This is a genomic window from Flavobacterium sp. HJ-32-4 (genome assembly GCF_022532105.1).
Taxonomy (GTDB): Bacteria; Bacteroidota; Bacteroidia; order Flavobacteriales; family Flavobacteriaceae; genus Flavobacterium.
Genome location: NZ_CP092832.1, coordinates 1311150 through 1333055, shown reverse-complemented (window position 1 = coordinate 1333055; position 21906 = coordinate 1311150). Strand labels below are relative to the sequence as shown.

Annotated in this window: 19 protein-coding genes and 1 tRNA gene; 3 read left to right on the top strand and 17 right to left on the bottom strand. The window is 52.7% G+C overall.

The window, feature by feature from the left end; genetic code table 11:
- The first annotated feature begins 274 nt into the window (after nt 1-274).
- Nucleotides 275-934: a ribulose-phosphate 3-epimerase gene (gene rpe, locus MKO97_RS05405; RefSeq protein ID WP_241105044.1), complete on the top strand. Its 660-nt coding sequence runs from the start codon at nt 275-277 to the stop codon at nt 932-934.
- Nucleotides 935-1057: 123 nt separating this feature from the next.
- Here the strand turns inward: rpe and MKO97_RS05400 are convergent, their stop codons facing one another.
- From MKO97_RS05400 to MKO97_RS05320, 17 genes are all read right to left on the bottom strand, one after another.
- Nucleotides 1058-1948, bottom strand: a complete 891-nt coding sequence (locus MKO97_RS05400) for a DUF72 domain-containing protein (RefSeq protein ID WP_241105043.1) — start codon at nt 1946-1948, stop codon at nt 1058-1060.
- Nucleotides 1949-1982: 34 nt separating this feature from the next.
- Nucleotides 1983-2813 (bottom strand): zinc-dependent peptidase, encoded by an 831-nt coding sequence (locus MKO97_RS05395; protein WP_241105042.1) that lies wholly within the window; start codon nt 2811-2813, stop codon nt 1983-1985.
- Between the two features lie 657 nt (nt 2814-3470).
- Nucleotides 3471-3542 (bottom strand) — tRNA-Arg (locus MKO97_RS05390).
- 48 nt (nt 3543-3590) lie between these two features.
- Nucleotides 3591-4040: a GatB/YqeY domain-containing protein gene (locus MKO97_RS05385; RefSeq protein WP_241105041.1), complete on the bottom strand. Its 450-nt coding sequence runs from the start codon at nt 4038-4040 to the stop codon at nt 3591-3593.
- 255 nt (nt 4041-4295) lie between these two features.
- Nucleotides 4296-6284: a cell division protein FtsZ gene (gene ftsZ / locus MKO97_RS05380; protein ID WP_241105040.1), complete on the bottom strand. Its 1989-nt coding sequence runs from the start codon at nt 6282-6284 to the stop codon at nt 4296-4298.
- Between the two features lie 61 nt (nt 6285-6345).
- Nucleotides 6346-7743 carry a cell division protein FtsA gene (gene ftsA, locus MKO97_RS05375; protein WP_241105039.1) on the bottom strand — a complete coding sequence of 466 codons (1398 nt, stop codon included), beginning with the start codon at nt 7741-7743 and terminating at the stop codon, nt 6346-6348.
- A gap of 80 nt (nt 7744-7823) precedes the next feature.
- Nucleotides 7824-8558, bottom strand: a complete 735-nt coding sequence (locus tag MKO97_RS05370) for a cell division protein FtsQ/DivIB (RefSeq protein WP_241105038.1) — start codon at nt 8556-8558, stop codon at nt 7824-7826.
- Complete coding sequence (gene murC, locus MKO97_RS05365; RefSeq protein ID WP_241105037.1) at nt 8545-9894, bottom strand: UDP-N-acetylmuramate--L-alanine ligase; 1350 nt, start codon at nt 9892-9894, stop codon at nt 8545-8547. The genes MKO97_RS05370 and murC overlap by 14 nt, the downstream gene beginning before the upstream one ends.
- A 1-nt stretch (nt 9895) precedes the next feature.
- Nucleotides 9896-10987: an undecaprenyldiphospho-muramoylpentapeptide beta-N-acetylglucosaminyltransferase gene (gene murG, locus MKO97_RS05360; RefSeq protein ID WP_241105036.1), complete on the bottom strand. Its 1092-nt coding sequence runs from the start codon at nt 10985-10987 to the stop codon at nt 9896-9898.
- Nucleotides 10984-12303, bottom strand: coding sequence for an FtsW/RodA/SpoVE family cell cycle protein (locus MKO97_RS05355; RefSeq protein ID WP_241105035.1), 1320 nt, complete (start codon nt 12301-12303; stop codon nt 10984-10986). Before MKO97_RS05355 ends, murG begins: the two co-directional genes overlap by 4 nt.
- 48 nt (nt 12304-12351) lie before the next feature.
- Nucleotides 12352-13686, bottom strand: a complete 1335-nt coding sequence (gene murD / locus MKO97_RS05350) for a UDP-N-acetylmuramoyl-L-alanine--D-glutamate ligase (RefSeq protein ID WP_241105034.1) — start codon at nt 13684-13686, stop codon at nt 12352-12354.
- A gap of 1 nt (nt 13687) precedes the next feature.
- Complete coding sequence (mraY, locus tag MKO97_RS05345) at nt 13688-14917, bottom strand: phospho-N-acetylmuramoyl-pentapeptide-transferase (RefSeq protein ID WP_241105033.1); 1230 nt, start codon at nt 14915-14917, stop codon at nt 13688-13690.
- A gap of 6 nt (nt 14918-14923) precedes the next feature.
- Complete coding sequence (locus MKO97_RS05340) at nt 14924-16387, bottom strand: UDP-N-acetylmuramoyl-L-alanyl-D-glutamate--2,6-diaminopimelate ligase (RefSeq protein ID WP_241105032.1); 1464 nt, start codon at nt 16385-16387, stop codon at nt 14924-14926.
- Nucleotides 16384-18387 carry a penicillin-binding protein gene (locus MKO97_RS05335; RefSeq protein WP_241105031.1) on the bottom strand — a complete coding sequence of 668 codons (2004 nt, stop codon included), beginning with the start codon at nt 18385-18387 and terminating at the stop codon, nt 16384-16386. The genes MKO97_RS05340 and MKO97_RS05335 overlap by 4 nt, the downstream gene beginning before the upstream one ends.
- On the bottom strand, nt 18381-18725 hold the full coding sequence (locus MKO97_RS05330; RefSeq protein ID WP_241105030.1) for an FtsL-like putative cell division protein: 345 nt from the start codon (nt 18723-18725) through the stop codon (nt 18381-18383). The genes MKO97_RS05335 and MKO97_RS05330 overlap by 7 nt, the downstream gene beginning before the upstream one ends.
- On the bottom strand, nt 18722-19636 hold the full coding sequence (gene rsmH / locus MKO97_RS05325; protein WP_241105029.1) for a 16S rRNA (cytosine(1402)-N(4))-methyltransferase RsmH: 915 nt from the start codon (nt 19634-19636) through the stop codon (nt 18722-18724). The genes MKO97_RS05330 and rsmH overlap by 4 nt, the downstream gene beginning before the upstream one ends.
- A complete protein-coding gene (locus MKO97_RS05320) occupies nt 19611-20084 on the bottom strand; it encodes a division/cell wall cluster transcriptional repressor MraZ (RefSeq protein WP_241105028.1) in 474 nt (157 codons plus the stop codon). Before MKO97_RS05320 ends, rsmH begins: the two co-directional genes overlap by 26 nt.
- A gap of 229 nt (nt 20085-20313) precedes the next feature.
- Here MKO97_RS05320 and MKO97_RS05315 point away from each other — a divergent pair, with 229 nt between their 5' ends.
- Together MKO97_RS05315 and yihA are read left to right on the top strand one after the other, a co-directional pair.
- The gene (locus MKO97_RS05315; RefSeq protein WP_241105027.1) at nt 20314-21078 is read left to right on the top strand and encodes an alpha/beta fold hydrolase; all 765 of its coding nucleotides are present in this window, start codon (nt 20314-20316) and stop codon (nt 21076-21078) included.
- A 116-nt stretch (nt 21079-21194) separates the two neighbouring features.
- A complete protein-coding gene (yihA, locus tag MKO97_RS05310) occupies nt 21195-21809 on the top strand; it encodes a ribosome biogenesis GTP-binding protein YihA/YsxC (protein WP_241105026.1) in 615 nt (204 codons plus the stop codon).
- Nucleotides 21810-21906: the final 97 nt, after the last annotated feature.

The following is a 21906-nucleotide window of genomic DNA, read 5'->3' as shown; positions in this document are numbered from 1 at the left end:
TTCTTTATAGTGATAGCCTAAGACGCGAAGGGGGCGGATTATCGACTAAGCGATTCTTTTGTAATTATAGACACAAAGGCGCTAAGACACGAAGGCTGATGAAAAGCTATCTCATCCCTGATCTTCTGATGTGACGGCACAAAGCTGCGGGAATGTCGATTACAATCGTCCACCGCGCCTACTGCCTACTGCCTACTACCCACTGCCTACTGCCTGCTACTCCACCTTCCGCTTTCCCAAATCTTCCGTACCTTTGCGCCACAACAACACTACTATGTCCAAAACTCTTATTGCGCCGTCTGTTCTGGCGGCTGATTTCGCCAATCTGCAACGCGACATCGAGATGATCAACGCCAGTGAGGCTGATTGGTTTCACATCGATATCATGGATGGGGTTTTCGTGCCCAACATTTCCTTCGGGATGCCGGTGCTCGAATCGACCGTCAAATACATGAAAAAAGTCGTAGATGTCCACCTCATGATTGTCGACCCCGACCGTTACATCAAGACTTTTGCCGCACTGGGCACGCATAACCTGACGGTGCATTACGAAGCCTGTACACATCTTCACCGCACCCTACAGGCCATCAAGGCAGAAGGCATGAAAGCGGGTGTGGCGTTGAATCCCCACACTCCGGTTGCGCTGTTGGAAGACGTCATCAAGGACATCGACCTTGTCTGCGTCATGAGTGTCAACCCTGGGTTCGGAGGGCAGTCTTTTATAGAGAACACCTATGATAAGGTTCGCAAACTGAAAGCCCTCATTACAAGCAAAGGCGCGTCAACGCTTATCGAAATCGACGGTGGGGTGAATGCCGGAAACGCGAAGGCCCTGGTCGAAGCCGGTGCTGATGTGCTTGTTGCGGGGAATTTCGTTTTCCGTTCTGAAGATCCGGTGGCAACAGTGGCGTCGCTACGTCAATTGCTGGCGTAAGTTGTTTTAACATTATGTGCGGGTTTCCCGTACTTTTTTTCAAAGCGAAAACGCGACCTTTAGACCTCAAAGGTTTTGAAAACCTTTGAGGTCTAAGCCGTTTCGTCACTGGTACGTATTGCCCTAAAACAACTCCGACTGCTGCGCCACCTGCCGCGCCGGAATCTTCAAATCGGTGCCAATCGCGGCATTTAGTCGCTCGATGAAATAAGACGACAACAACGGCGACTCCTTCTCAATATTTTGGTGCACGAAGAAATACAGCTTTTCGAGTCCCTGCTTTTTCCAATCGGCAATGCGTTCCACCCACTCGTCCAAACGCGGGACGTCTGACGGATGGTTAGCACCCACATACCGCACAAAAGCCACGGGCGTCGTCAGCCGCATATGCAGCATGTCGCGCCGACCCGCTGTATCGACGATGATGTTGGCCATGCCGAGTTCCGACAACAAACCACAGAAGGCATCGAGTGTGGTTTTATCGGCGAACCATTCGCCATTGCGTACTTCCACCGCCAACGGAAAACCGGCCGGAAACATTCGCAGCGCCGCCTCGAGTTTCGCAAAATCCTTCGGTTTGAAATTGTCGTGCAATTGCAGGAACGCCATTCCGAGCTTATCGCCGAAATTGCTGACCGCATTGGCAAACGTGCTGATGGGTTCCTCTACGTTATTCAGCCTACGGTAATGGGTGATCAGGTCGCTTACTTTTGGAAAAAACCGAAACCCCTCCGGCGTTTTATCGCGCCACGCTTCTACCTGCTCCCATTTTGGCATGCCGTAAAAGGTCGCATTGAGCTCAATCGAGTTGAACTGGGTGGCGTAATACGTCAGCTCGTCTTTTGTGCCGCGGGGATAAAACCCTTTCAGGTCGGTGCGGTTCCACTTGGCGCAGCCCACAAACGCTTCAAACGCCTTGGGATTGCCTTTTGACAGCACGCCTTTGGTTTCCGGTGCGTCCACCGGCAGGGTGAAATCGACGAGCCCGGGGTCGTCCACTTTTCCGAATATCATGATATCGTTTTACCCGAAAGTTACGAAAAAACGCCTACCGTTCCCGGTAATTAATCATCTTCGCCACTTTCTCATACAGCAACGGGAAGTGTGCCCTGAACTCGGTTGGCGTCTCGAAGAAGTGTTCCAGCACCACCGCCATGAACTCGTGGGCGTTGGTAAAGGCGTAGTCGCGGAAATAGCCCGTATTGCGCACCCGCTCCATCGCACCGGGTTGTGCAAGCCCGGCCATGATTTCGCCATACATATCGCTGAAAATCGAGGAACTGGCATGGCGCGACCGCTCGCCATACAGATGCATCAGGTGGGTAAACTCGTGGATACCTAGGTGCAGGTTGTCATTCCCTATTTCATGCCCCTCCTGGAAATGCCGCCACGAAAAAACGACCGCACCGACCATCGGGTTGAACTCGCCTTTATTGTCAGATTTCGTAAACGGCGAATAATACACATCCGGATACAGGATCACTTTCTTCAACAGGTCCGGAAGATACGTCCGCATCCCGAACGTCAGCATCACATGCGCCGCCGCTACCGACGTCTTCATGGCGTCGGTCACCTCCAGGCCGTTCCGCCCCTCAAATTCGTAGCATTCTAAAAAACGCACCACCCGATGGTCAAAATACCGCTGTCGTTGGGCTGACAACCGCGCGTAAAACCGGTTTTCACGCCGCAATTGGGCCCGCAATGTTTCATCAAGTCGCTTGGTGCGAAGGTAGGCGTGCACATACAACGGTCGGTTGCACGCAAACACAAAGACCGGCTCGACCATCAAAAACAGGATAGCGCGGCCCATAAAAAACAACACAAGGGCGAGAAAAGCCAACATAAAAACGCCTAACAGCGCGTCTCCGACTGCATCCATCTACGAATTTTAATAAAGAAACCAAAAGTAGGGTTTTGGGCGCGCCGGCGCAACGGGTCTTTTGCATTGTTCGGCCCATAAGGCGCCGTCAGGCTATCCGCTTTAGCTTTTTCGCCAGAAACAACAAGATCCCCGACACGCCCTACAGGCTCAAAAGGCTACCGCTCCTATCCTTCGCGCGGGCCGCGGAAGGTCTCTGCCAACCTCACGCCCCTTTCGCGGCTATAAACGACCTATCGTGGATACACCTCCCCGCGCGCCTTCGCGTCTTCGTGTCTTCGCGGCCCCTTGGCACTACCACGCCCTTCTTGATTGTGTGTTCCTTCGCAAAACCCGCAAAGGGCCGCTTTGAAAATACCACTAAAAGCAGAAAAGGCTCAAGCGGGGCTAGGTTGCTCCATTGCCGATAAGATCCCTCATCGGGATTTGCTCCGCTGCGCTGCGCACATCCCGTCAAAGCTCCGCTTTGAAAATACCCACAAAAAGGAAAAAGGCTCGAGCGGGGCTCGGCTGCTACATTGGCGATGAGGTCATGAATCGGGATTTGCTCCGCTGCGCTGCGCACATCCCGCAAAGCTCCGCTTTGAAAATACCACTAAAAGCAGAAAAGGCTCGAGCGGGGGCTCGGCCTTTTCTGCTTTTAGTGGCATTTATTCGTGACCTCATCGGGATTCGAACCCAAATCTTCAGAACCGGAATCTGAAATTCTATCCATTGAACTATGAGGCCGGTAAAACGGATGCGAAAATAGCGAAATCCGTTGGGTTTTGTGTCGTATCAGGACAATAATTTCTTCACCACACCGGAAATCGTCTTGCCGTCGGCCTGACCTGCCAATTGTGCACTGGCCACTCCCATCACCTTGCCCATCGCAGCCATTCCGCTGGCGCCAGTCTCGGCGATGATCTTGGCGACGACTGCCTCTACTTCGGCTTCGCTTAACTGTGCGGGTAGAAACTGCTCAATGACGGCGGCCTGCGCGATTTCGGGTTCTGCAAGGTCGGGACGGCCCTGTTCGGTGTAGATTTTTGCGCTGTCGCGACGCTGTTTCACCAGGCGTTGCAGCAGTTTGATCTCTTCTTCGGGCGCGATTTCGGCTTTGGCGCCGCTTTCGGTCTGGGCCAGCAACAAGGCCGACTTCACCGCGCGGAGAGACTCTAGTTTCACGGTATCTTTTGCTTTCATAGCGTCTTTGATCTCGGCCATGATTTTCTCGGATAGACTCATATCGTTGTCGTTTTGTATTTCGTAACGTGTTTTGGAACAGGCAGCTCCCGCTAGCCCGGATAGCAGCGGCAGCCTTTTGAGCCGCCCCTAAACGTCGGGCGTGATGCGGCGCGACGGCGAAAAAGCTATAGCGGATAGCCGGTCGTGTCCCGTGAATCGGAGCGAGGGTGCCATGCTTCCCAAAATCCATTGCAAAAGTAAAAAAAATAACCCGGAACACAGGTCCCGGGTCATTAGCAAAAAGGTTTGAGTTAGTTAATCCACGTTATCATGCAGGAACGAGTTGTTCGAACGCAATTGGATGTCGTCGTTGCTGTCGAGCCCCAATGACAAACGGGATTTGCTATTTTGGTCAGGCGTAGAGGTCACGTCAAGTCCCATGCGCTTATACGCCGGTTCTTTCTCGAATTCCTCCAACCGTGACGGGTTGTTGTGGAACTTATAGTTGAATTCTTTCAGCCTCCGCCTTCTTTCTTCGGCGCGGAGACGGTTGGCTTCTTCGATCGACATTTCGGTCGGCGATACGTTCTCGTTGATGCTGGCGAATTCGCTTCCCCAGTTCACTTCTTTCATCGTGATTTTCAACTCTTCCGGTTCTTCGGCTACTTTGGCAACCGGTTTCGAATCGGTAAGGGCGTTCTCGATTTCCATGTACTCTTCAAGCGAATAACGGATGACACCGGTTTCGTTGAGTTCGGTCATCGGCACTACCTGCACCGGTTGGTTCACGGTGATATCGTGCGTTTCAGCCGAGAGTTCGAACAGCATACGGTCTTCTGCCACAGGGGCCGGTGGGGCCGCTACAGGCTCGGGCTTGCTTACTGGCAGATCGAAAGAGAAGGTGAACTGGTCTTCTTCCTGTTTTACGGTTTTGGGCTCGTTCACGCGGATGTCGTTCACTTCAGGTGCGAACAGGAAATCGTTGGCGAAGGCCGCCGGCGATACGATTTCGAAGGTCACATCGAGGTTTTTGATGAACTCGGTGGTTGGCACAAGGTCAACTTCGAATACAGGTTCCGCTTTTGGCGCTTCCACTATTTCCGCTGCCGCGATGATGTCCATCGCGATTTTGGTCTCGCGCGCCGTTACCTCTTCCATCAGGTCGTGCACGATCTTCTCTTCTTTCACTTCCGGCTCAGCAGACAGTGAAAGGTCGAAAGGCGTGAGCGTCTTCTGGGTCAGGTTGTGCGTAATGCGTTGTTCGTCTTCCAGCGCGTGGATGATTTTCTTCGGCTCGGTATTGACGATTTCGTTCTGCTGCTCGACATTGAAGCCCGTCGCGATGATGGTCACGGCAATGGCGTCGCCCAGGCTTTCGTCTTCCCCTACACCCATAATGATGTTGGCGTTATAGCCGGCTTCCTGTTGGATATGGTCGTTGATTTCACCAATCTCGTCGATGGTGATTTCCTGGCTACCCGAAACGATCAGCAACAAAACGTTTTTGGCACCGGTGATCTTATTGTCGTTGAGCAGTGGAGAGTCGAGAGCGGCGACAATCCCTTCTTTTGCGCGGTTTTCACCACTGGCGAGCGCCGATCCCATGATGGCCGTTCCGCTGTTCGACAGTACGGTTTTCGCATCTTTCAGGTCGATGTTCTGGGTGTAGTGGTGCGTGATGACCTCTGCAATGCCGCGGGAAGCGGTTGCGAGTACTTCATCGGCTTTCGAGAACCCGGCCTTGAAGCCCAGGTTTCCGTATACCTCGCGCAGTTTGTTGTTATTGATGACGATGAGCGAGTCGACCTGTTTGCGCAGGCGCTCGACGCCGTTCATGGCCTGGTCTTGGCGCACCTTGCCTTCAAACTGGAACGGGATAGTTACGATACCCACGGTCAGGATGTCGCGTTCACGGGCCAGTTGTGCGATGACAGGAGCCGCACCGGTTCCGGTACCACCTCCCATACCGGCGGTGATGAAGACCATCTTGGTGTTGCTGTCGAGCATTTTCTCGATATCCGAGATGCTTTCGATCGCCGACTGTTGCCCTACTTCTGGGTTCGCACCGGCCCCGAGTCCTTCGGTTAGGGTAACGCCCAGTTGTATCTTATTCGGCACGGGGCTGTTCTGCAGGGCCTGTGCATCGGTGTTGCAGATGATGAAATCAACACCTTTAATACCCTGGCGGAACATGTGGTTGATCGCGTTGCTTCCCCCACCGCCTACGCCGATTACTTTGATGACATTCGACTGGTTTTTAGGCAGATCGAATGAAATACTTCCAAATTCTGAGTTGCTGGTCATACTTTTTGGTTTAAATTCTTGCTCTCTTGATTTTTATCCCCCCGTTATTTGGCTAGTCGTGTTATTCTGCGTTATCAAGGAATTCCTTGATTTTATCGACGTACTTATCGAAAAAGGAACGCCTGATCTTGGTTTCGGTAGTCTCTACCTGCTTGGTATCCAACACCGGGGCCACTGGCTCTACCGGTGTTTCGGCCACCGGCTCAGGCTGCGTGGCAATCGGCTGGTACACCGGTTCGGGCGCGCGGTAGACCGGCTTCTGCACTTCCACCGGCACCATTGGGATGGCGCTGCAGGTATTGTTGCGGATGCTGTTCATGACGAGTCCGACGGCTGTAGCATACAGTGGACTTGAAAACTCTTCATCTGAATTGCCGGCGAGGTGCTCGTTCGGGTATCCGATGCGGGTATCCATTCCGGTGATGTACTCGACCAATTGCTTGATGTGTTTCAATTGCGAGCCACCTCCTGTCAATACGATACCGGCAATGAGCTTCTTGCGTGGGTCTTCGTGTCCGTATGCCTTGATTTCATTGAATACCTGCTCGATGATTTCGACCACACGGGCGTGGATGATCTTCGACAGGTTTTTCAGCGATATCTCTTTCGGTTCACGTCCGCGGAGTCCGGGAATCGACACGATTTCATTGTCTTTGTTTTCGCCTGGCCAGGCTGAACCGAATTTCACTTTCAGGAGTTCCGCCTGTTTCTCGATGATGGAACAACCTTCTTTGATGTCTTCCGTGATGATATTACCGCCGAACGGAATGACCGCGGTGTGACGGATGATGCCATCCTTGAAGATCGCGAGGTCCGTCGTGCCACCTCCGATATCGATCAGGGCTACACCGGCTTCTTTCTCTTCCTGGCTGAGGACGGCGTCAGCGGAAGCCAGCGGCTCAAGCGTCAACCCAGACAGTTCGATGCCGGCGCTCTGCACGCAGCGACCTACGTTACGGATAGACGACGCCTGTCCGACTACGACGTGGAAGCTGGACTCCAGACGTCCGCCGTACATACCGATTGGTTCCTTGATTTCGGATTGCCCGTCGATTTTGAATTCCTGTGGCAGCACGTGGATGATCTCTTCTCCGGGAAGCATCGCCAGTTTGTGTACCTGGTTGATCAACAGATCGATATCCTTATCGCCGATGACCTCTTCCGGATTGCTCCGGCTGATGTAATCCGCGTGCTGGATACTCCGGATGTGCTGTCCGGCAATGCCGACCACACAGTCCTTGATCTGGTAATTCGAATCGTTCTCAGCTTCGGCCACGGCCTGCTGGATCGACTGGATCGTCTGCGTGATGTTATTCACCACGCCACGCGCCACGCCGAGGCTTTTCGATTTCCCCACACCGAGGATCTCCAGCTTGCCGTACTCGTTCTTACGCCCGATCATGGCGACGATCTTCGTCGTTCCGATGTCGAGGCCTACTGCGATGTTCTCTTTTTCCATAATGGTCGTTATGACGTACTATTGCTGCCTTTTATGCTCTTTGGCTTGTTATCGGGAAGCCGGCCCGTTTTTCGTTCGCGTTACCGGGTGCATACCACCTGTCGGATGAACTTCAGGTTGATGTTTCGGTAGTCGTCCAGGAGGCTGTCGCGAACCGCCTTCTGGAAAAATGCCTTATAGTTGTCGAACTTCCGTCGCATGTGGATGGTTCGCCCGAACTCGATCACGTACTCGTAGTTCCGGTTCTGCATCAGGATGCTTCCATTGGGCATGATCCGCGCACCGATGATGTTTTTTTTCAGGAAATCATCATCGTGGACCATCCGGAAAAGTTCGCCTAATTTTTTGCTGTCGGCGGCCGTTAAGTCGCCCGAAATCAGCGGGACGCGGGCGGCGCTAACCGGCGAAAGCGGCATCGCATTTCCTTCATTGTCAAGGTAGAACGATCCTTCTTCACCTACGACCCGGGCAACCGGGGTCTTTTGCTTCACCCTTGCGTGGAGGCAACCGTCGATTGTCACGAACACTTCCGATTTCTCGACCATGTCGTTTGCATCAATGGATTTTTCCAACCTACCCAAATCTACCTCATCTACCCGGACGTCACGCGGAGCCGTTTTATTTTCTATTAACAATTTATTAACCGCGGTTGCGGTGATATAGCGGGTTTTCGGCTCTTCGAACGTCACTTCGGTGCGGCGCAGCGGGCGGCTTTCGTTCCGTTTCAGCGTGAACGAATACAGCGCCAATAATCCGATGAAAATCAGCACCAAACGGACATTGATCCAGATATTTCGCCAATTACGCTTTTTCATGGAGCACGTTTTTTATGTCAGCGGTCATTTCTCCAATATCTCCGGCGCCGATGGTCACGAATACATCGGCATCGCTGGTTTTCAACACCTCGAAAAGGGCGGTTTTCGACACCAATTCCTTATGTGGATTTTCAATTTTTTCCAACAACCAATCCGACGTCACACCCTCGATCGGCAGTTCACGTGCCGGATAGATGTCGAGCAAAACGATTTCATCGAAACCCGACAGGCTGCGCGCAAATCCGTCGATGAAATCACGGGTGCGGCTGTAGAGATGGGGTTGGAAGACCGCGAGTATCTTCTTCCCGGGATACAACTCGCTAACCGCTTGTCGCACCGCGTCGATTTCCGTTGGATGGTGGGCGTAATCGTCGATATACACCAAGCCTTCTTCCCGGATCTGGTACGAAAACCGGCGGCGCACGCCGCGAAAACTATCCAACGCGGCCCGTATATCATCTGCCGAAACACCGGCTGTCATGGCCATGGCCGACGCCATCAGGGCATTCATCAGGTTGTGGTGGCCCGGTAAGCCAAACGCCACATTCGTTACCTGCATCGTCGGGGTGACGATGTCGAACACGTAGCGCCCGTTTTCGATTCGAACGTGCTGCGCCGACACATCGGCCTTCTCCTCTACGGCGACGGTCACACCTTCCAGCGGCAGACCGTTCGCGATGAACAATTTGCTTTTGTCGGTTACTTTGGCTGCAAACTCCGTAAACGAGGCCTTGATGGCGGCATCATCCCCATAAATGTCGAGGTGGTCGGCATCCATTGAGGTGATGCAGGCAACATCGGGGTGCAGGTGCAGGAACGACCGGTCGAATTCATCGGCTTCCACCACGGTGAGGGCGATGCCGTCACCTACGATGTTCGAGTCGTAATTTTCCACGATACCTCCCAAAAAGGCGGTCATATCGGCCTTCGCCGTATAGAGGATGTGTGCCAGGATACTGGACGTCGTCGTCTTCCCATGCGTACCGGCTACCGCCAGGCAATAGCTGTCGCGGGTTACGATGCCCAGTACTTCGGCCCGTTTTTTCACGGTATAGCCGTTCGCCAGGAAATAGTTCCATTCGCCGTGGTCTTTCGGTACCGCCGGTGTCACGACAACGAGCGTGTCTTCCGGACGGAACGAAGCGGGAATCGCCTGGATGTCGTCGTCGAAATGCACCGTAATACCGTCGGTCGCCAACTCGTCGGTCAGGTGAGTAGGCGTCTTGTCATAGCCCGTCACGTTTCGTCCGGTCTTTTTGAAATACCGGGCGAGGGCCGACATACCGATGCCTCCGATGCCGATGAAATAGACGTTATGGAAATTTCCGGACTGCATCCTATTTGGTTAGTAATTGTTCAATTTCGTCTACAATATCGCGGGTCGCATCCGGCAGTGCGAGGCTGCGGATGTTTCGCCCGAGTTCGGCCTGCCACGTGTCGTTCTGCAACAAATCGGTGAATGTCGTGGCAAACTGGGTGTCGAGCTGGCTTTCCTTCAACAATACCGCCCCCTTCGCATCGACGATGGCCTGCGCGTTCTTGGTTTGATGGTCTTCTGCCACATTCGGTGACGGGATGAAGATCACGGGTTTGCCGACGATGCACAATTCGGAAACCGACGAAGCGCCGGAACGGGAAATGATGACATCGGCGGCGGCATACGCAAGATCCATCCGCTCGATGAAAGCGCGGACGCGGATCGCATCGTTTTCGTACGATTGGTACTCTTCGTAGTAAAACTTCCCGCATTGCCAGATCACCTGCACGTCCTGCGCCGCGATGTTGACGACTTCTTTTGCGATAAGCTGGTTGATGCGCCGTGAGCCAAGGCTTCCGCCCAATACCAACAGCGTTTTCTTCGTTTCGGAAAGGCCAAAATGCGCAAGGCCTTCGGTGCGTTTTCCGTCGATCTGGAGTAGGTCCTGACGCACCGGGTTGCCGGTTTTTACGATTTTCCCCGCAGGAAAGAACCGGTCGAGGTGGTCATAGGCAACGCATACTTTTCGTGCTTTGGCCGATAGCCACTTATTGGTGATACCCGGGTAGGAATTCTGCTCCTGGATCAGCGTCGGTACGCCGGCCGCTGCCGCTACACGCAACAGTGGACCGCTGGCAAAGCCGCCGGTTCCAATGGCCACATCGGGACGAAACTCGCGAATGATGGTGCGGGCTTTCAGCAGGCTCGAGAACATCTTCAGGGGAAACATCGCGTTGTCGAGCGTGAGGCTGCGTTGAATGCCGGAAATCCAGAGGCCTTTGATGGGATAACCGGCCTGGGGCACTTTCTGCATTTCCATTTTATCCTGGGCACCTACGAAGAGGATATCACAGTCGGGATAGCGACGGCGAAGCTCATCTGCAATCGCGATGGCCGGGTAGATGTGACCACCCGTGCCGCCTCCGCTTAATATGAATTTCAGTTTCTTCATCGCATAACCGGTTGTAAGGGGTTATCGGATGCATCCTCTATTGAGTAGTCTTCGTCGTCATCCGCCTGGGCTGCCTCGCGCGCATCCCGTTCGATCTGTTCGTCTATCAGTTTCTGGAGCGCTTTTTCACGGCGTTCCTTGTCTTCGAGTTCTTCAGCGATTTCTTCTTCCTTCTTCGTCACACTCAGGATGATTCCCAGTGCCACGCAGGTCATCCATATCGAACTACCGCCTGAACTGATGAGAGGTAGCGTTTGTCCGGTCACAGGCAGCAACTGCGTCGCGACGCCCATATTGATCAAGGCCTGGAAGATGATCGGGAATCCCAGTCCTACGACCAACAGTTTCCCAAAAAGCGAGTTGGCTTTGTGCGCGGCCACCACGAAACGGAAAAACAACAATAAGTAGAGTGTCAGGATGCCGAGTCCGCCGATCAGTCCGTATTCCTCCACTATAATCGCGAAGATGAAATCGGAGGACGATTGTGGCAGGAAATTTTTCTGCACCGACTTCCCTGGCCCGAGTCCGTAGATACCACCGGTTGCAATCGCCGTCTTGGCTTTTTCGATCTGGTAGTCGCCGTCGGATTCGTCTTTCTCTTTGTTCGAATAGTTCATGATCCGGTTCTCCCACGTTTCGACGCGTTGGAACACGCCGGGCACGTGCCCCGGATTGGTTTTCTGCATGATCTTGGCCACGCCTATAAACAGGATGAAGGCCCCGACGCCCATCGCGATAATAATGCCCAGGTACCGCGCGGGATAGCCTCCGATGAACGTCAGCATCAGCACCATCGAAAATATCAGTGCCGCGGTTGAGAAGTTATTGGGCAGGATGAGCATGAGGGTGATGGCCACCGGCGTCCAGAGGTTGAAGAGCGACAATTTGAAGTTGTCGGGTTCACCGGTCTTCGACAGGTAGCGGGCCACATACATCATCAACACAATCGATGCAAGTGAAGATGTTTGGAACGAAACGCCAAGAAACGGCACCTGGATCCAACGGGTGGCGCTGCCCTGCTCGATACCGAAAAACAGCGTATAGGCCAGCAGCAGCCATACCAACGGAAGGAAAATACGCGATATGCCGCGGAAGTAGTGATACGGGATTTTCTGGATGTTGTAAAGGATGAAGAACCCAAATACGATGTGCACAAAGTGCTTCAGCAGGTACCCGAGCGTATTGCCCGTACCCTGCCCGATAAACGCCAGGTTACTACTGGCGCTGAACACCGGCATGAACGAGAAAAGCGCCAGCAGGGCCACGAATGACCAGATGCCTTTGTCTCCTTTCAAACTTGCTACAATGTTCTTCATGTTACTGTTGGGTTAGCCCTTCTTGCTCCTTGCTACTCGTTCCTTCTTCTACAAATTCTGCACCGCCTGCTTAAACTGTTTTCCCCTGTCTTCGTAGTTTTCGAACAGGTCGAAACTGGCGCATGCCGGTGACAACAGCACGGCGTCGCCCTTTTCGGCCAGGCGCTGTGAGGTACGGACGGCGTCGGTCATGTTGTCGACTTCCACCATCACGTCTACCACGTCGCCGAACGCATCGATGATCTTGCGGTTGTCGACACCGAGGCACACAATCGCTTTGACTTTCTCGCGAACGAGTGGCATCAGTTCAGTGTAATCGTTTCCTTTATCCACACCACCCACAATCCATACGGTAGGGACGGTCATGCTCTCGAGGGCGAAGAAGGTCGCGTTGACATTCGTCGCTTTTGAGTCGTTGATATACTGTACATTCTGGATTTTCAGCACTTTCTCCAATCGGTGCTCAACGCCCTGGAAGTTCGACAGGCTTTCGCGGATGGTCTGCTTCCTGATTTTCATCAGTTGGGCTACCGATGCAGCGGCCATGGCGTTCTTGAGGTTGTGCTTGCCTTCGAGTGCGAGGTGGCTGGTGTCCATTGAGAAATCGTCTTCTTTGATGTGCAGTTTCATGGTTTGGTCGTTTAGATAGGCCCCTGTCTGCAGTGGCCGGGTAATCGAAAAAGGTATTTTTTGTGCTTTGATATCGTTTGTTTCCAGCCATTTACTGATGGCAGGGTCATCGGCGTCGTATATGAAATAATCGTCTTCGTCCTGGTTCATCGTGATCCGGAATTTCGAGGCGATGTAGTTTTCGTATTTGTATTCGTAGCGGTCAAGGTGATCCGGACTGATGTTGGTCAACACAGCAATGTGCGGCTTATAGTCGATGATGCCGTCTAACTGGAAGCTGCTTAATTCCAGCACATAGGCATCGTAATTCTCATCCGCCACCTGCCACGCAAAACTCTTCCCGACGTTTCCGGCCAGGCCGACGTTGAGTCCGCCCGAGCGCAGCAAATGGTACGTCAGCATCGTCGTCGTCGTTTTGCCGTTACTGCCGGTGATGCCTATTGTCACCGCCTTGGTAAATCCGGCGGCGAACTCGATTTCCGAGATGACCGCGATGCCCCGATCCCGCAGTTTGGTGACCATGGGTGCCTTATCCGGAATTCCCGGACTTTTCATCACCACATCGGCCAGCAGCAGGCGTTCTTCGGTATGGCGCTCGTCTTCCCATTCGATCTGGTTGAGATTCAAGACCTCGCGATAGTGGTCTTTGATCCGTCCCAAATCGGAGACAAACACGTCGTATCCCTGTTTTTTACCAAGGATGGCCGTGCCCACACCGCTTTCGCCTCCGCCTAATACTACGAGTCGTTTCATCCTATCGCAGTTTCAGGGTTACAATCGACAAAATGGCCAGCAGGATACCCACGACCCAAAAACGGGTCACGATCTTACTTTCATGATAGCCTTTCTTCTGGTAGTGGTGGTGCAAAGGCGACATCAGGAAGATGCGACGCCCTTCGCCAAAGCGCTTTTTGGTGTATTTGAAATAGCTCACCTGCAGCACTACGGAAAAATTTTCAACGATGAAGATCCCGCAAAGCAGCGGCACCAATAGTTCTTTCCGCACGGCAATTGCCAATACGGCAATGACGCCACCGATGGTCAAACTGCCCGTGTCGCCCATGAACACAGTGGCGGGATAGGAGTTGTACCAAAGGAAACCAATCAACGCCCCGACAAAAGCTGCGATGAAAATGGTCATCTCGCCCGAATTCGGGATGTACATGATGTTGAGATAACTCGAAAAAATGACGTTACCTGATACAAAGGTGAAGATGCCCAGCGCTACCACGGATATTGCCGAGGTGCCGGCCGCAAGACCGTCGATACCATCGGTAAGGTTGGCGCCATTTGAGATCGCCGTTACGATGAAAATCACCACCGGGATGAAAATCAGCCACGCCCAATTGTGGTAGTCGTCACCCATAAAGGAGATGAGTTCGGCATAGTCGAATTCGTTGTTTTTGACGAACGGAATCGTAGTGGCGGTGGATTTTTCGTAGTGCGCCGACGGTTGGATTTCGATCCGGGTGCCGTTTTCATACCGGTAATTAGAACCCGATTCGTCACGCACGGTCACACCCGGATGGAAGTAGAGCACCGTTCCGACGATGAGTCCCAATCCGACCTGACCTACCACTTTGAAAATCCCTTTTAGGCCTTGTTTGTCTTTCTTGAAGATCTTGATGTAGTCGTCGATAAAGCCGATCGTACCCATCCAAAGGGTCGTTACGATGAGCAGGATGACATAGATATTGTTGAGTTTCGCGAACAGTAACACCGGAATCAGCGTCGCACCAATGATAATCAAACCACCCATCGTAGGCGTTCCCGCTTTTTCTTTCTGCCCTTCGAGGCCGAGTTCGCGGATGGTCTCCCCTACCTGCTGCCTCCGCAGGAAGTTGATGACCCGCTTCCCGAAAATCGTCGAAAGTCCGAGGGAAAAGATAATGGCCAGCGCCGACCGGAACGTAATATACTGGAATACACCGGCTCCGGGGAGTCCAGATTCCCTATGTAAATAGTCGAAGAGGTAGTAGAGCATAGCCGGTTATTTGTTTAGTTGTATCAATAGTTCCTTTACGGTCTGCATGTCGTCGAAATCATAGCGTACACCTTTGATTTCCTGATAGTTTTCGTGGCCTTTACCGGCTACCAGGATGATATCACCGGGGTTGGCAAGCTGACAGGCGGTCTTGATAGCCTGACGACGGTCGGTGATGGCAATCGTACGTTTGTAATGTTGCGGTTGTACGCCTTTCTCCATGTCTGCGATGATGTCATCGGGATCTTCGCTTCGCGGGTTATCCGACGTCAGGATCAGCTTGTCGCTCATAGACGAGCCGATATCCGCCATGACCGGACGCTTGGTTTTATCGCGGTCGCCACCGCATCCTACCACCGTAATCAACTGTTCGTTGCGGGTGCGGATGTCGTTGATCGTCTTCAACACATTCTCCAACGCATCGGGTGTATGGGCGTAATCGACGATGGCCGTAATCTTCGAATCGGATACGATGAACTGGAAGCGGCCCGACACACTTTCCAACTCCGACAAGAGGCGTAGGGCTTCCAGCGGTTCCAATCCCAATTCCACCGCCGTGCCATAAATCGCCAACAAGTTATAGGCATTGAAGGTGCCGATGAGGCGAACCCACACTTCCTGGTCGTTGATTTTAAGCAACAGTCCTGATAATTGGTTCTCCAGTATCTGCGCTTTATAGTCGGCGAACGATTTCAGTGCATATGTCCGTTTGCGGGCATAGGTATTCTGCAACATGACAAGCCCGTTGCGGTCGTCGAGGTTGGTGAGGGCAAAAGACGACGGCGACAGGTGATCGAAAAACGCCTTCTTCACATCGCGATATTCGGCGAACGTCGCATGGTAGTCAAGGTGGTCGTGGGATAAATTGGTAAATACGCCGCCAGCAAACTGCAGGCCTTCTGTCCGTTTTTGGTGGATGCCGTGCGAGCTTACTTCCATAAAGCAGTAATCGATACCGGCGTCGACCATTTCCCGCAGGTAGCGGTTGATGGTCAGCGAGTCGGGAGTGGTATGCGTCGCTTTGTATTCGACATCGTCCACCATAATCCGCACTGTTGAGATCAGTCCGGTTTTGAAGCCTGCTTTACGGAACAATTGGTACGACAACGACGCCACGGTTGTTTTTCCGTTGGTGCCGGTAATACCCGTGAGTTTCAGGTCGTGAGACGGATTGCCGTAATAATTCGCGGCCATGAATGCCAACGCTGAATGCGCGTCGGGCGTACGCACATACGTCACGCCAGCCACGATGGTTTCAGGAAGGGTTTCACACACCACAGCAATCGCACCCTGCGCGATGGCCGTATCGATATAGGCGTGTCCGTCGGAAACGGTGCCCCGGATCGCTACAAACACATCGCCTTGCCCGATCTTACGGGAATCGAAGTCTATCTGCCGGATGCGGATATCCGTAGCGCCTTTTACAGCGTCGATACTGACTTTATATAGTATGTCGCGGAGAATACTCACGATAATTCAAGTGTTATAGTGGTGTTTTTCTGTATGCTTTCGCCCGGATTCAGGGATTGCTTGCGCACTTTACCCACCCCGATGACCCGCACTTTCATGCCGAGGTTCTCGAGCAGGGCCACGGCGTCCATTCCCGCCATGCCTTTGAGGTTGGGGATGGTCTTGCGTCCTGATACGACCTGGGCGTCATAGCGTTCAAAATTTTTGTCCTGAAGCGGATTGCGTTGCTTGAGGTTCCGTACTTCATTCATCGAAGGAGAATCGGTAAAGATCTTTTGTGCAATCCGTTTGAATACCGGACCCGCCACATCCGCACCGTAATAGCCTTTTGCCGTAGACGGTTTGTGTACGACCACAATGCAGGAATACTTCGGATTATCAGCCGGGAAATACCCGACAAACGAGGAAGCGTAATACAGTTTCCCTTCGCCTTTGTAATAGTCGACCTGGGCCGTACCGGTTTTTCCCGCCATGGAGAAGTTGGGCGAATACAAGGCTTTTCCCGTTCCCTTCTTGACCACATTTTCCAATACCGCACGTACTTTCTTCAGGGTGGCATCCGATGCGATCTTCGGGCAAATCACCTGCTTATCGAACTTCTTGATCGTTTTGTTCCATTCTTTGATTTCCCGGACGAACAACGGCTTGACCATCTCACCGTTATTGGCGACGGCGTTATAGATCGATAGGGTTTGCAACGGGGTCACCGACACGCCATAGCCGAATGCCATCCACGGAAGTGAAATAGCCGACCAACGCGCATCACCCGGTTGCGGGATAATAGGCTTACCTTCCCCTTCAAACGGGAGTCCCAGTGGCTTGTCGAGTCCGTATCGGTTGATCCGGTTCACAAACGTCTCCGGATCTTTACGGTAGTGGTTATACACCGCCTGCACCAGCACCGTATTGGATGAAATTTCAAATCCGCGCGCCAAGGATACGCTCGGCTCGGCACCGCTATAGTGCGAATCTTTCACGCGATGGCCGCCGCTATATTGCATCTCGCCTCCGTGACGGTTGTAAACGTCGGAGGTATCGGCCCGCTTGTCGTCTAACAACGCCAGCATATCCAACAACTTGAACGTAGAGCCCGGTTCATGTGATTCGGCTACGGCATAGTTCACAGTTTCGTAGTAGGTGCTATCTTTCGCACGGCCAAGATTGGAAATAGCGCGGATTTCACCCGTTTTGGTTTCCATAACTACTACGCATCCGTGGTCGGCCTGGTATTCCTGGAGTTGCTTCAGCAGGGCGTGGTGGGCGATATCCTGTATGTATACGTCAATGGTAGAGATGACATCGTATCCGTCGTGCGGCTCCACTTCATTCTCATCGCGGATCGGCTTCCATTGCCCTTTTGCAATTTTCTGTTTGAGGATTTTACCGTCGGTGCCGTTCAGGTAGTTGGCAAAAGCGGCCTCGATGCCTTTGCTGATACGTTTGCCATCACCGCCGATGCGATCATAGCCGATGGTCCGCAACGCCACCTGACCGATCGGGTATTCACGGACGGTTTTCTGGTCCATGATGAAACCACCTTTATACGGTCCTTTGTTGAACAGCGGAAACCCCTTCACCCTCATATACTCGGTATAGCTGAGTCCTTTTGCGATCAGGAAGTAGCGGTTTTTGTGGTCACGGGCCCGGGTGAGGGCGTTTTCATAATGCGCGGCCGACTTACCGAACATCTCCGAAAGCGACTGTGCCAGCGCGCCGAGGTTCTTGTCGAAATCCTCCTGCTTAGGCGCTACTGCATCAAAGCGGATGTCATAGTTAGGGATGGACGTCGCCAGCAAACTGCCGTCCACCGAATAAATGTTCCCTTTATTGGCCGGGATGACGAAGCGTTTCACCGTACGCTCTTTGGCCAGTTTCCGATAATAGTCGCCTTCGACCAGCTGGATGTTCGTCATTTTCACCACGACGGCAACGGCCATGATGAAAATCACGACAGCAAACAGGTACATCCTGTGGGCGATCTTTTTATCGTTGTCTACCATAGTTTATCGAAAAAGCCTTCTTTCTTCGGCTGCTTGACCCTGATTTTGACAGGCGGCACGGCAGACGGATAGATGTGGCGTTCCTGCATCTTCTCGGCGATGGTCGATTCCATTTTCAGTTTCATCAACTGGGAACGGCGGTCGACGAACTCTGAGCGCAGTTCCTTCACTTCATTGGTCAGCACCGCAATGCGGTACGTCTTTTCATCATAGCTGTTGTTGTTGCCGATCATCACGATGGCCAGCAATACCAGAAAAAGGATAAACCTCCAGTTACGGAAGGCATCCTCATTGACAAGGAAACGGGCTTTGAGTATGTTGTAAACCGCGTTCTTCATTTTCCGGTACGTTCGGCGATACGCAGTTTGGCACTGCGCGCACGATTATTCACGGCAATTTCGGCTTCATCGGGAACAATCAGCTTTCCGACGGGAACGAAGGGCGTTTCGTAATTCCCGAAGAAATCGCGTTCCGGTTCGCCCTCGAACATCCCGTTACGGATGAAACGCTTCACCAACCGGTCTTCGAGGGAGTGATAGGAGATGATACTCAGGCGGCCGCCGGTCTTCAGCAGGTCGTTCATTTGGAGCAGGAATTCCTTCAGCACCTCCAATTCCTGGTTCACTTCTATCCGGATGGCCTGATACATCTGGGCCAGTATTTTATTGCTTTTGTGGGCCGGCAAAAAACGCGACAGCACCTGTTTGAATTCTTCGGTGCTGCGGATGGGTTGCTTCATGCGGGCGTCAACGAGCGTGCGGGCGATGACCGGGGCGTTTTTGAGTTCGCCATAGTCGAGAAACACGCGCCGGAGCTGCAGTTCATCGTATTCGTTGATGACGCGAAATGCATTCAGGTCGTCGTTTTGGTTCATCCGCATGTCGAGCGGCGCATTGAACCGGGTTGAGAAGCCCCGCTCAGGCACGTCGAATTGGTGGGACGATACGCCGAGATCCGCCAAAACACCATCGACCTGGCGTACGCCGTGAAGGCGAAGAAAACGGCGAATGAACCGGAAGTTCTCGTTGATGAGCACGAAGCGATCGTCGTCAAGGGCATTCTCTACAGCATCGACATCCTGGTCGAACGCAAAAAGGCGCCCGTTGGGTCCGAGCCGGCGCAGGATTTCGCGCGAGTGTCCGCCACCGCCAAAGGTCACGTCGACATACATCCCGTCAGGACGAATGTCGAGTCCGTCGACCGTAGCCGACAACAATACCGGATTATGATAGTCCATCACCGTCATCATTTGCACCCCCCATTACATCTTCTGCCAGCGCCGCAAAGTCGACGTCATCGCCAGACACGGCACTTTCGTATTTCTGTTTGTCCCAGATCTCGACGATGTTGACTTTTGACGAGAAGACCACTTCCTTCTGGATCGAACTGAAGTCTTTCAGGTCTTTCGCGATCAGTATCCGCCCTAAATCGTCGATTTCAATCATTTTCACGCCCGCCATAAACCGGCGGATGAAATCGTTGTTCTTTTTGTTGAACCGGTTGAGTTTGTTGATTTTGGCCATCATCAGGTTCCATTCCGACATCGGCCACAACTCCAGACACGGATCGAAAACCGAACGTTTCAGCACGAAACCTTCCGCCAATACCGGCGCAAGCTGCTTCTTCAAGGGAGCCGGCACTATCAGCCTTCCCTTGTCATCCGCCTTGCATTCGTATGTTCCGATGATGGTAATCAACACATTAAGATTTTACCCGTGGTTAAGCAAAAATAACGATTTCCTCCATAAATCTCCACAATACCCCACTTTTGTTGATAAGTTTTCCCTTTATCCCCCACCCGGCCCACTAGCGGCCACCAACGACGCGGTATAACCTCCATCACCCTTGGTGGGATGACGAAAAAAAGCCGCCCCCTTTTGGTTGAAACTCCTATATTTGTGGGGATTTTAAGAAAGGCCCGTACGCATGACCTACCAATTGAAAAAAGAAGGCAGATACACTTACTATGAAGCCGGTGAAGGAACGCCGATCATTGTGCTTCACGGACTCATGGGCGGGCTGAGTAATTTTGACGGAGTAGCCGACTATTTCCCGAAGCAGGGATACAAAGTGGTCATTCCGGAGTTGCCGATTTACACGCAAAGCATCCTGAAAACCAACGTGAAAGCCTTTGCGAAGTTTGTGAAGGACTTTATCACGTTCAAAGGGTTCGAGCGGGTGATCCTGTTGGGAAATTCATTGGGCGGACACATCGCGCTCTACCACACAAAGATGTATCCTGAGAAGATGCTGGCCCTGGTGATCACCGGAAGTTCGGGTCTTTACGAAAACTCGATGGGCGACAGTTATCCGCGTCGGGGCGACCGCGACTACATCCAAAAGAAGGCGGAAGAAGTGTTTTACGACCCGAAGATCGCCACACCTGAGATTGTCGAAGAGGTCTATGCCGTAGCGAATGACCGCCTCAAACTCATCAAGACCCTGACCATCGCCAAGAGCGCCATCCGTCATAATATGGCGAAGGACCTGCCGAAAATGCACGTACCGACCTGTATCATCTGGGGTAAAAACGACAAAGTAACACCGCCGGAGGTAGCAGAGGAGTTCCATAAACTCTTACCGCATTCCAGCCTCTATTGGATCGACCAGTGCGGGCATGCCGCCATGATGGAGCACCCGAACGAATTCAACCGCCTGATGCACGAGTGGTTGCGGGAGCATCATTTTTGAGGAACTGAGTAGAGAAGCAACTGAGGAACTGAGGAGTTGACGAACTGCGCAAGTGAGTTTGCGGGCTATTGGACCATTTTCCTTTATCTACTATCCGGTATCCGGAACAAGCACATATGAAAATAACATCCGCCGAGTTTATCGTCAGTAATTCCGATGCGGCCAAGTGCCCGAAAGACTGGATTCCGGAATACGCGTTCATCGGACGCTCGAACGTGGGAAAATCGTCGCTGATCAACATGCTGACGAACCACAAAAGCCTCGCGAAAACCTCGGGTAAACCAGGTAAAACGCAGTTGATCAACCACTTCAAGATCAACAACAACTGGTTTTTGGTCGACTTACCCGGCTATGGTTATGCACGGGTTTCAAAGAAAACGAAAGAAACGTTCCAGAAGTTCATCACCGATTATTTCGAAACGCGCGAACAGTTGTCGTGTGCGTTTGTCTTGATCGATATCCGGCTTGAAGCGCAAAAAATCGACCTCGAGTTCCTGACGTATCTGGGCGAAACCGGTATTCCGGTCGCGCTCATCTTCACCAAAGCCGATAAGGTTGGGAAGACAAAGGCGCACGGATTGGTCGCGGATTATAAGAAAACGCTACTGGCGGGCGACTGGGAAGAAATGCCACCGTATTTTATCACGTCATCAGAGGACGGAACGGGCAAAGAGGAACTACTGGCGTTTATTGACGGGATCAATAAGGAGTTGTTTAAGGGAGAGGGGTGAGATGAGAGGGGTGAGAGGTGAGAAGAAGGAGGAAAGAGGAAAGCGGGGCGATGGGACAGATATGCTTTACCTGTCCGGGCTATCAGGTAGGTGAACG

Bases quoted from the DNA above. Each gene is read 5' to 3' on its own strand.
- ftsA (WP_241105039.1), bottom strand. From the start codon at position 7,743: ATGGAAAAAGAGAACATCGCAGTAGGCCTCGACATCGGAACGACGAAG.
- yihA (WP_241105026.1), top strand. From the start codon at position 21,195: ATGAAAATAACATCCGCCGAGTTTATCGTCAGTAATTCCGATGCGGCC.
- mraY (WP_241105033.1), bottom strand. From the start codon at position 14,917: ATGCTCTACTACCTCTTCGACTATTTACATAGGGAATCTGGACTCCCC.
- MKO97_RS05330 (WP_241105030.1), bottom strand. From the start codon at position 18,725: ATGAAGAACGCGGTTTACAACATACTCAAAGCCCGTTTCCTTGTCAAT.
- MKO97_RS05315 (WP_241105027.1), top strand. From the start codon at position 20,314: ATGACCTACCAATTGAAAAAAGAAGGCAGATACACTTACTATGAAGCC.
- ftsZ (WP_241105040.1), bottom strand. From the start codon at position 6,284: ATGACCAGCAACTCAGAATTTGGAAGTATTTCATTCGATCTGCCTAAA.
- murG (WP_241105036.1), bottom strand. From the start codon at position 10,987: ATGAAGAAACTGAAATTCATATTAAGCGGAGGCGGCACGGGTGGTCAC.
- MKO97_RS05400 (WP_241105043.1), bottom strand. From the start codon at position 1,948: ATGATATTCGGAAAAGTGGACGACCCCGGGCTCGTCGATTTCACCCTG.
- MKO97_RS05335 (WP_241105031.1), bottom strand. From the start codon at position 18,387: ATGGTAGACAACGATAAAAAGATCGCCCACAGGATGTACCTGTTTGCT.
- murD (WP_241105034.1), bottom strand. From the start codon at position 13,686: ATGAAACGACTCGTAGTATTAGGCGGAGGCGAAAGCGGTGTGGGCACG.
- murC (WP_241105037.1), bottom strand. From the start codon at position 9,894: ATGCAGTCCGGAAATTTCCATAACGTCTATTTCATCGGCATCGGAGGC.
- MKO97_RS05355 (WP_241105035.1), bottom strand. From the start codon at position 12,303: ATGAAGAACATTGTAGCAAGTTTGAAAGGAGACAAAGGCATCTGGTCA.
- MKO97_RS05370 (WP_241105038.1), bottom strand. From the start codon at position 8,558: ATGAAAAAGCGTAATTGGCGAAATATCTGGATCAATGTCCGTTTGGTG.
- MKO97_RS05385 (WP_241105041.1), bottom strand. From the start codon at position 4,040: ATGAGTCTATCCGAGAAAATCATGGCCGAGATCAAAGACGCTATGAAA.
- MKO97_RS05395 (WP_241105042.1), bottom strand. From the start codon at position 2,813: ATGGATGCAGTCGGAGACGCGCTGTTAGGCGTTTTTATGTTGGCTTTT.
- rpe (WP_241105044.1), top strand. From the start codon at position 275: ATGTCCAAAACTCTTATTGCGCCGTCTGTTCTGGCGGCTGATTTCGCC.
- rsmH (WP_241105029.1), bottom strand. From the start codon at position 19,636: ATGATGACGGTGATGGACTATCATAATCCGGTATTGTTGTCGGCTACG.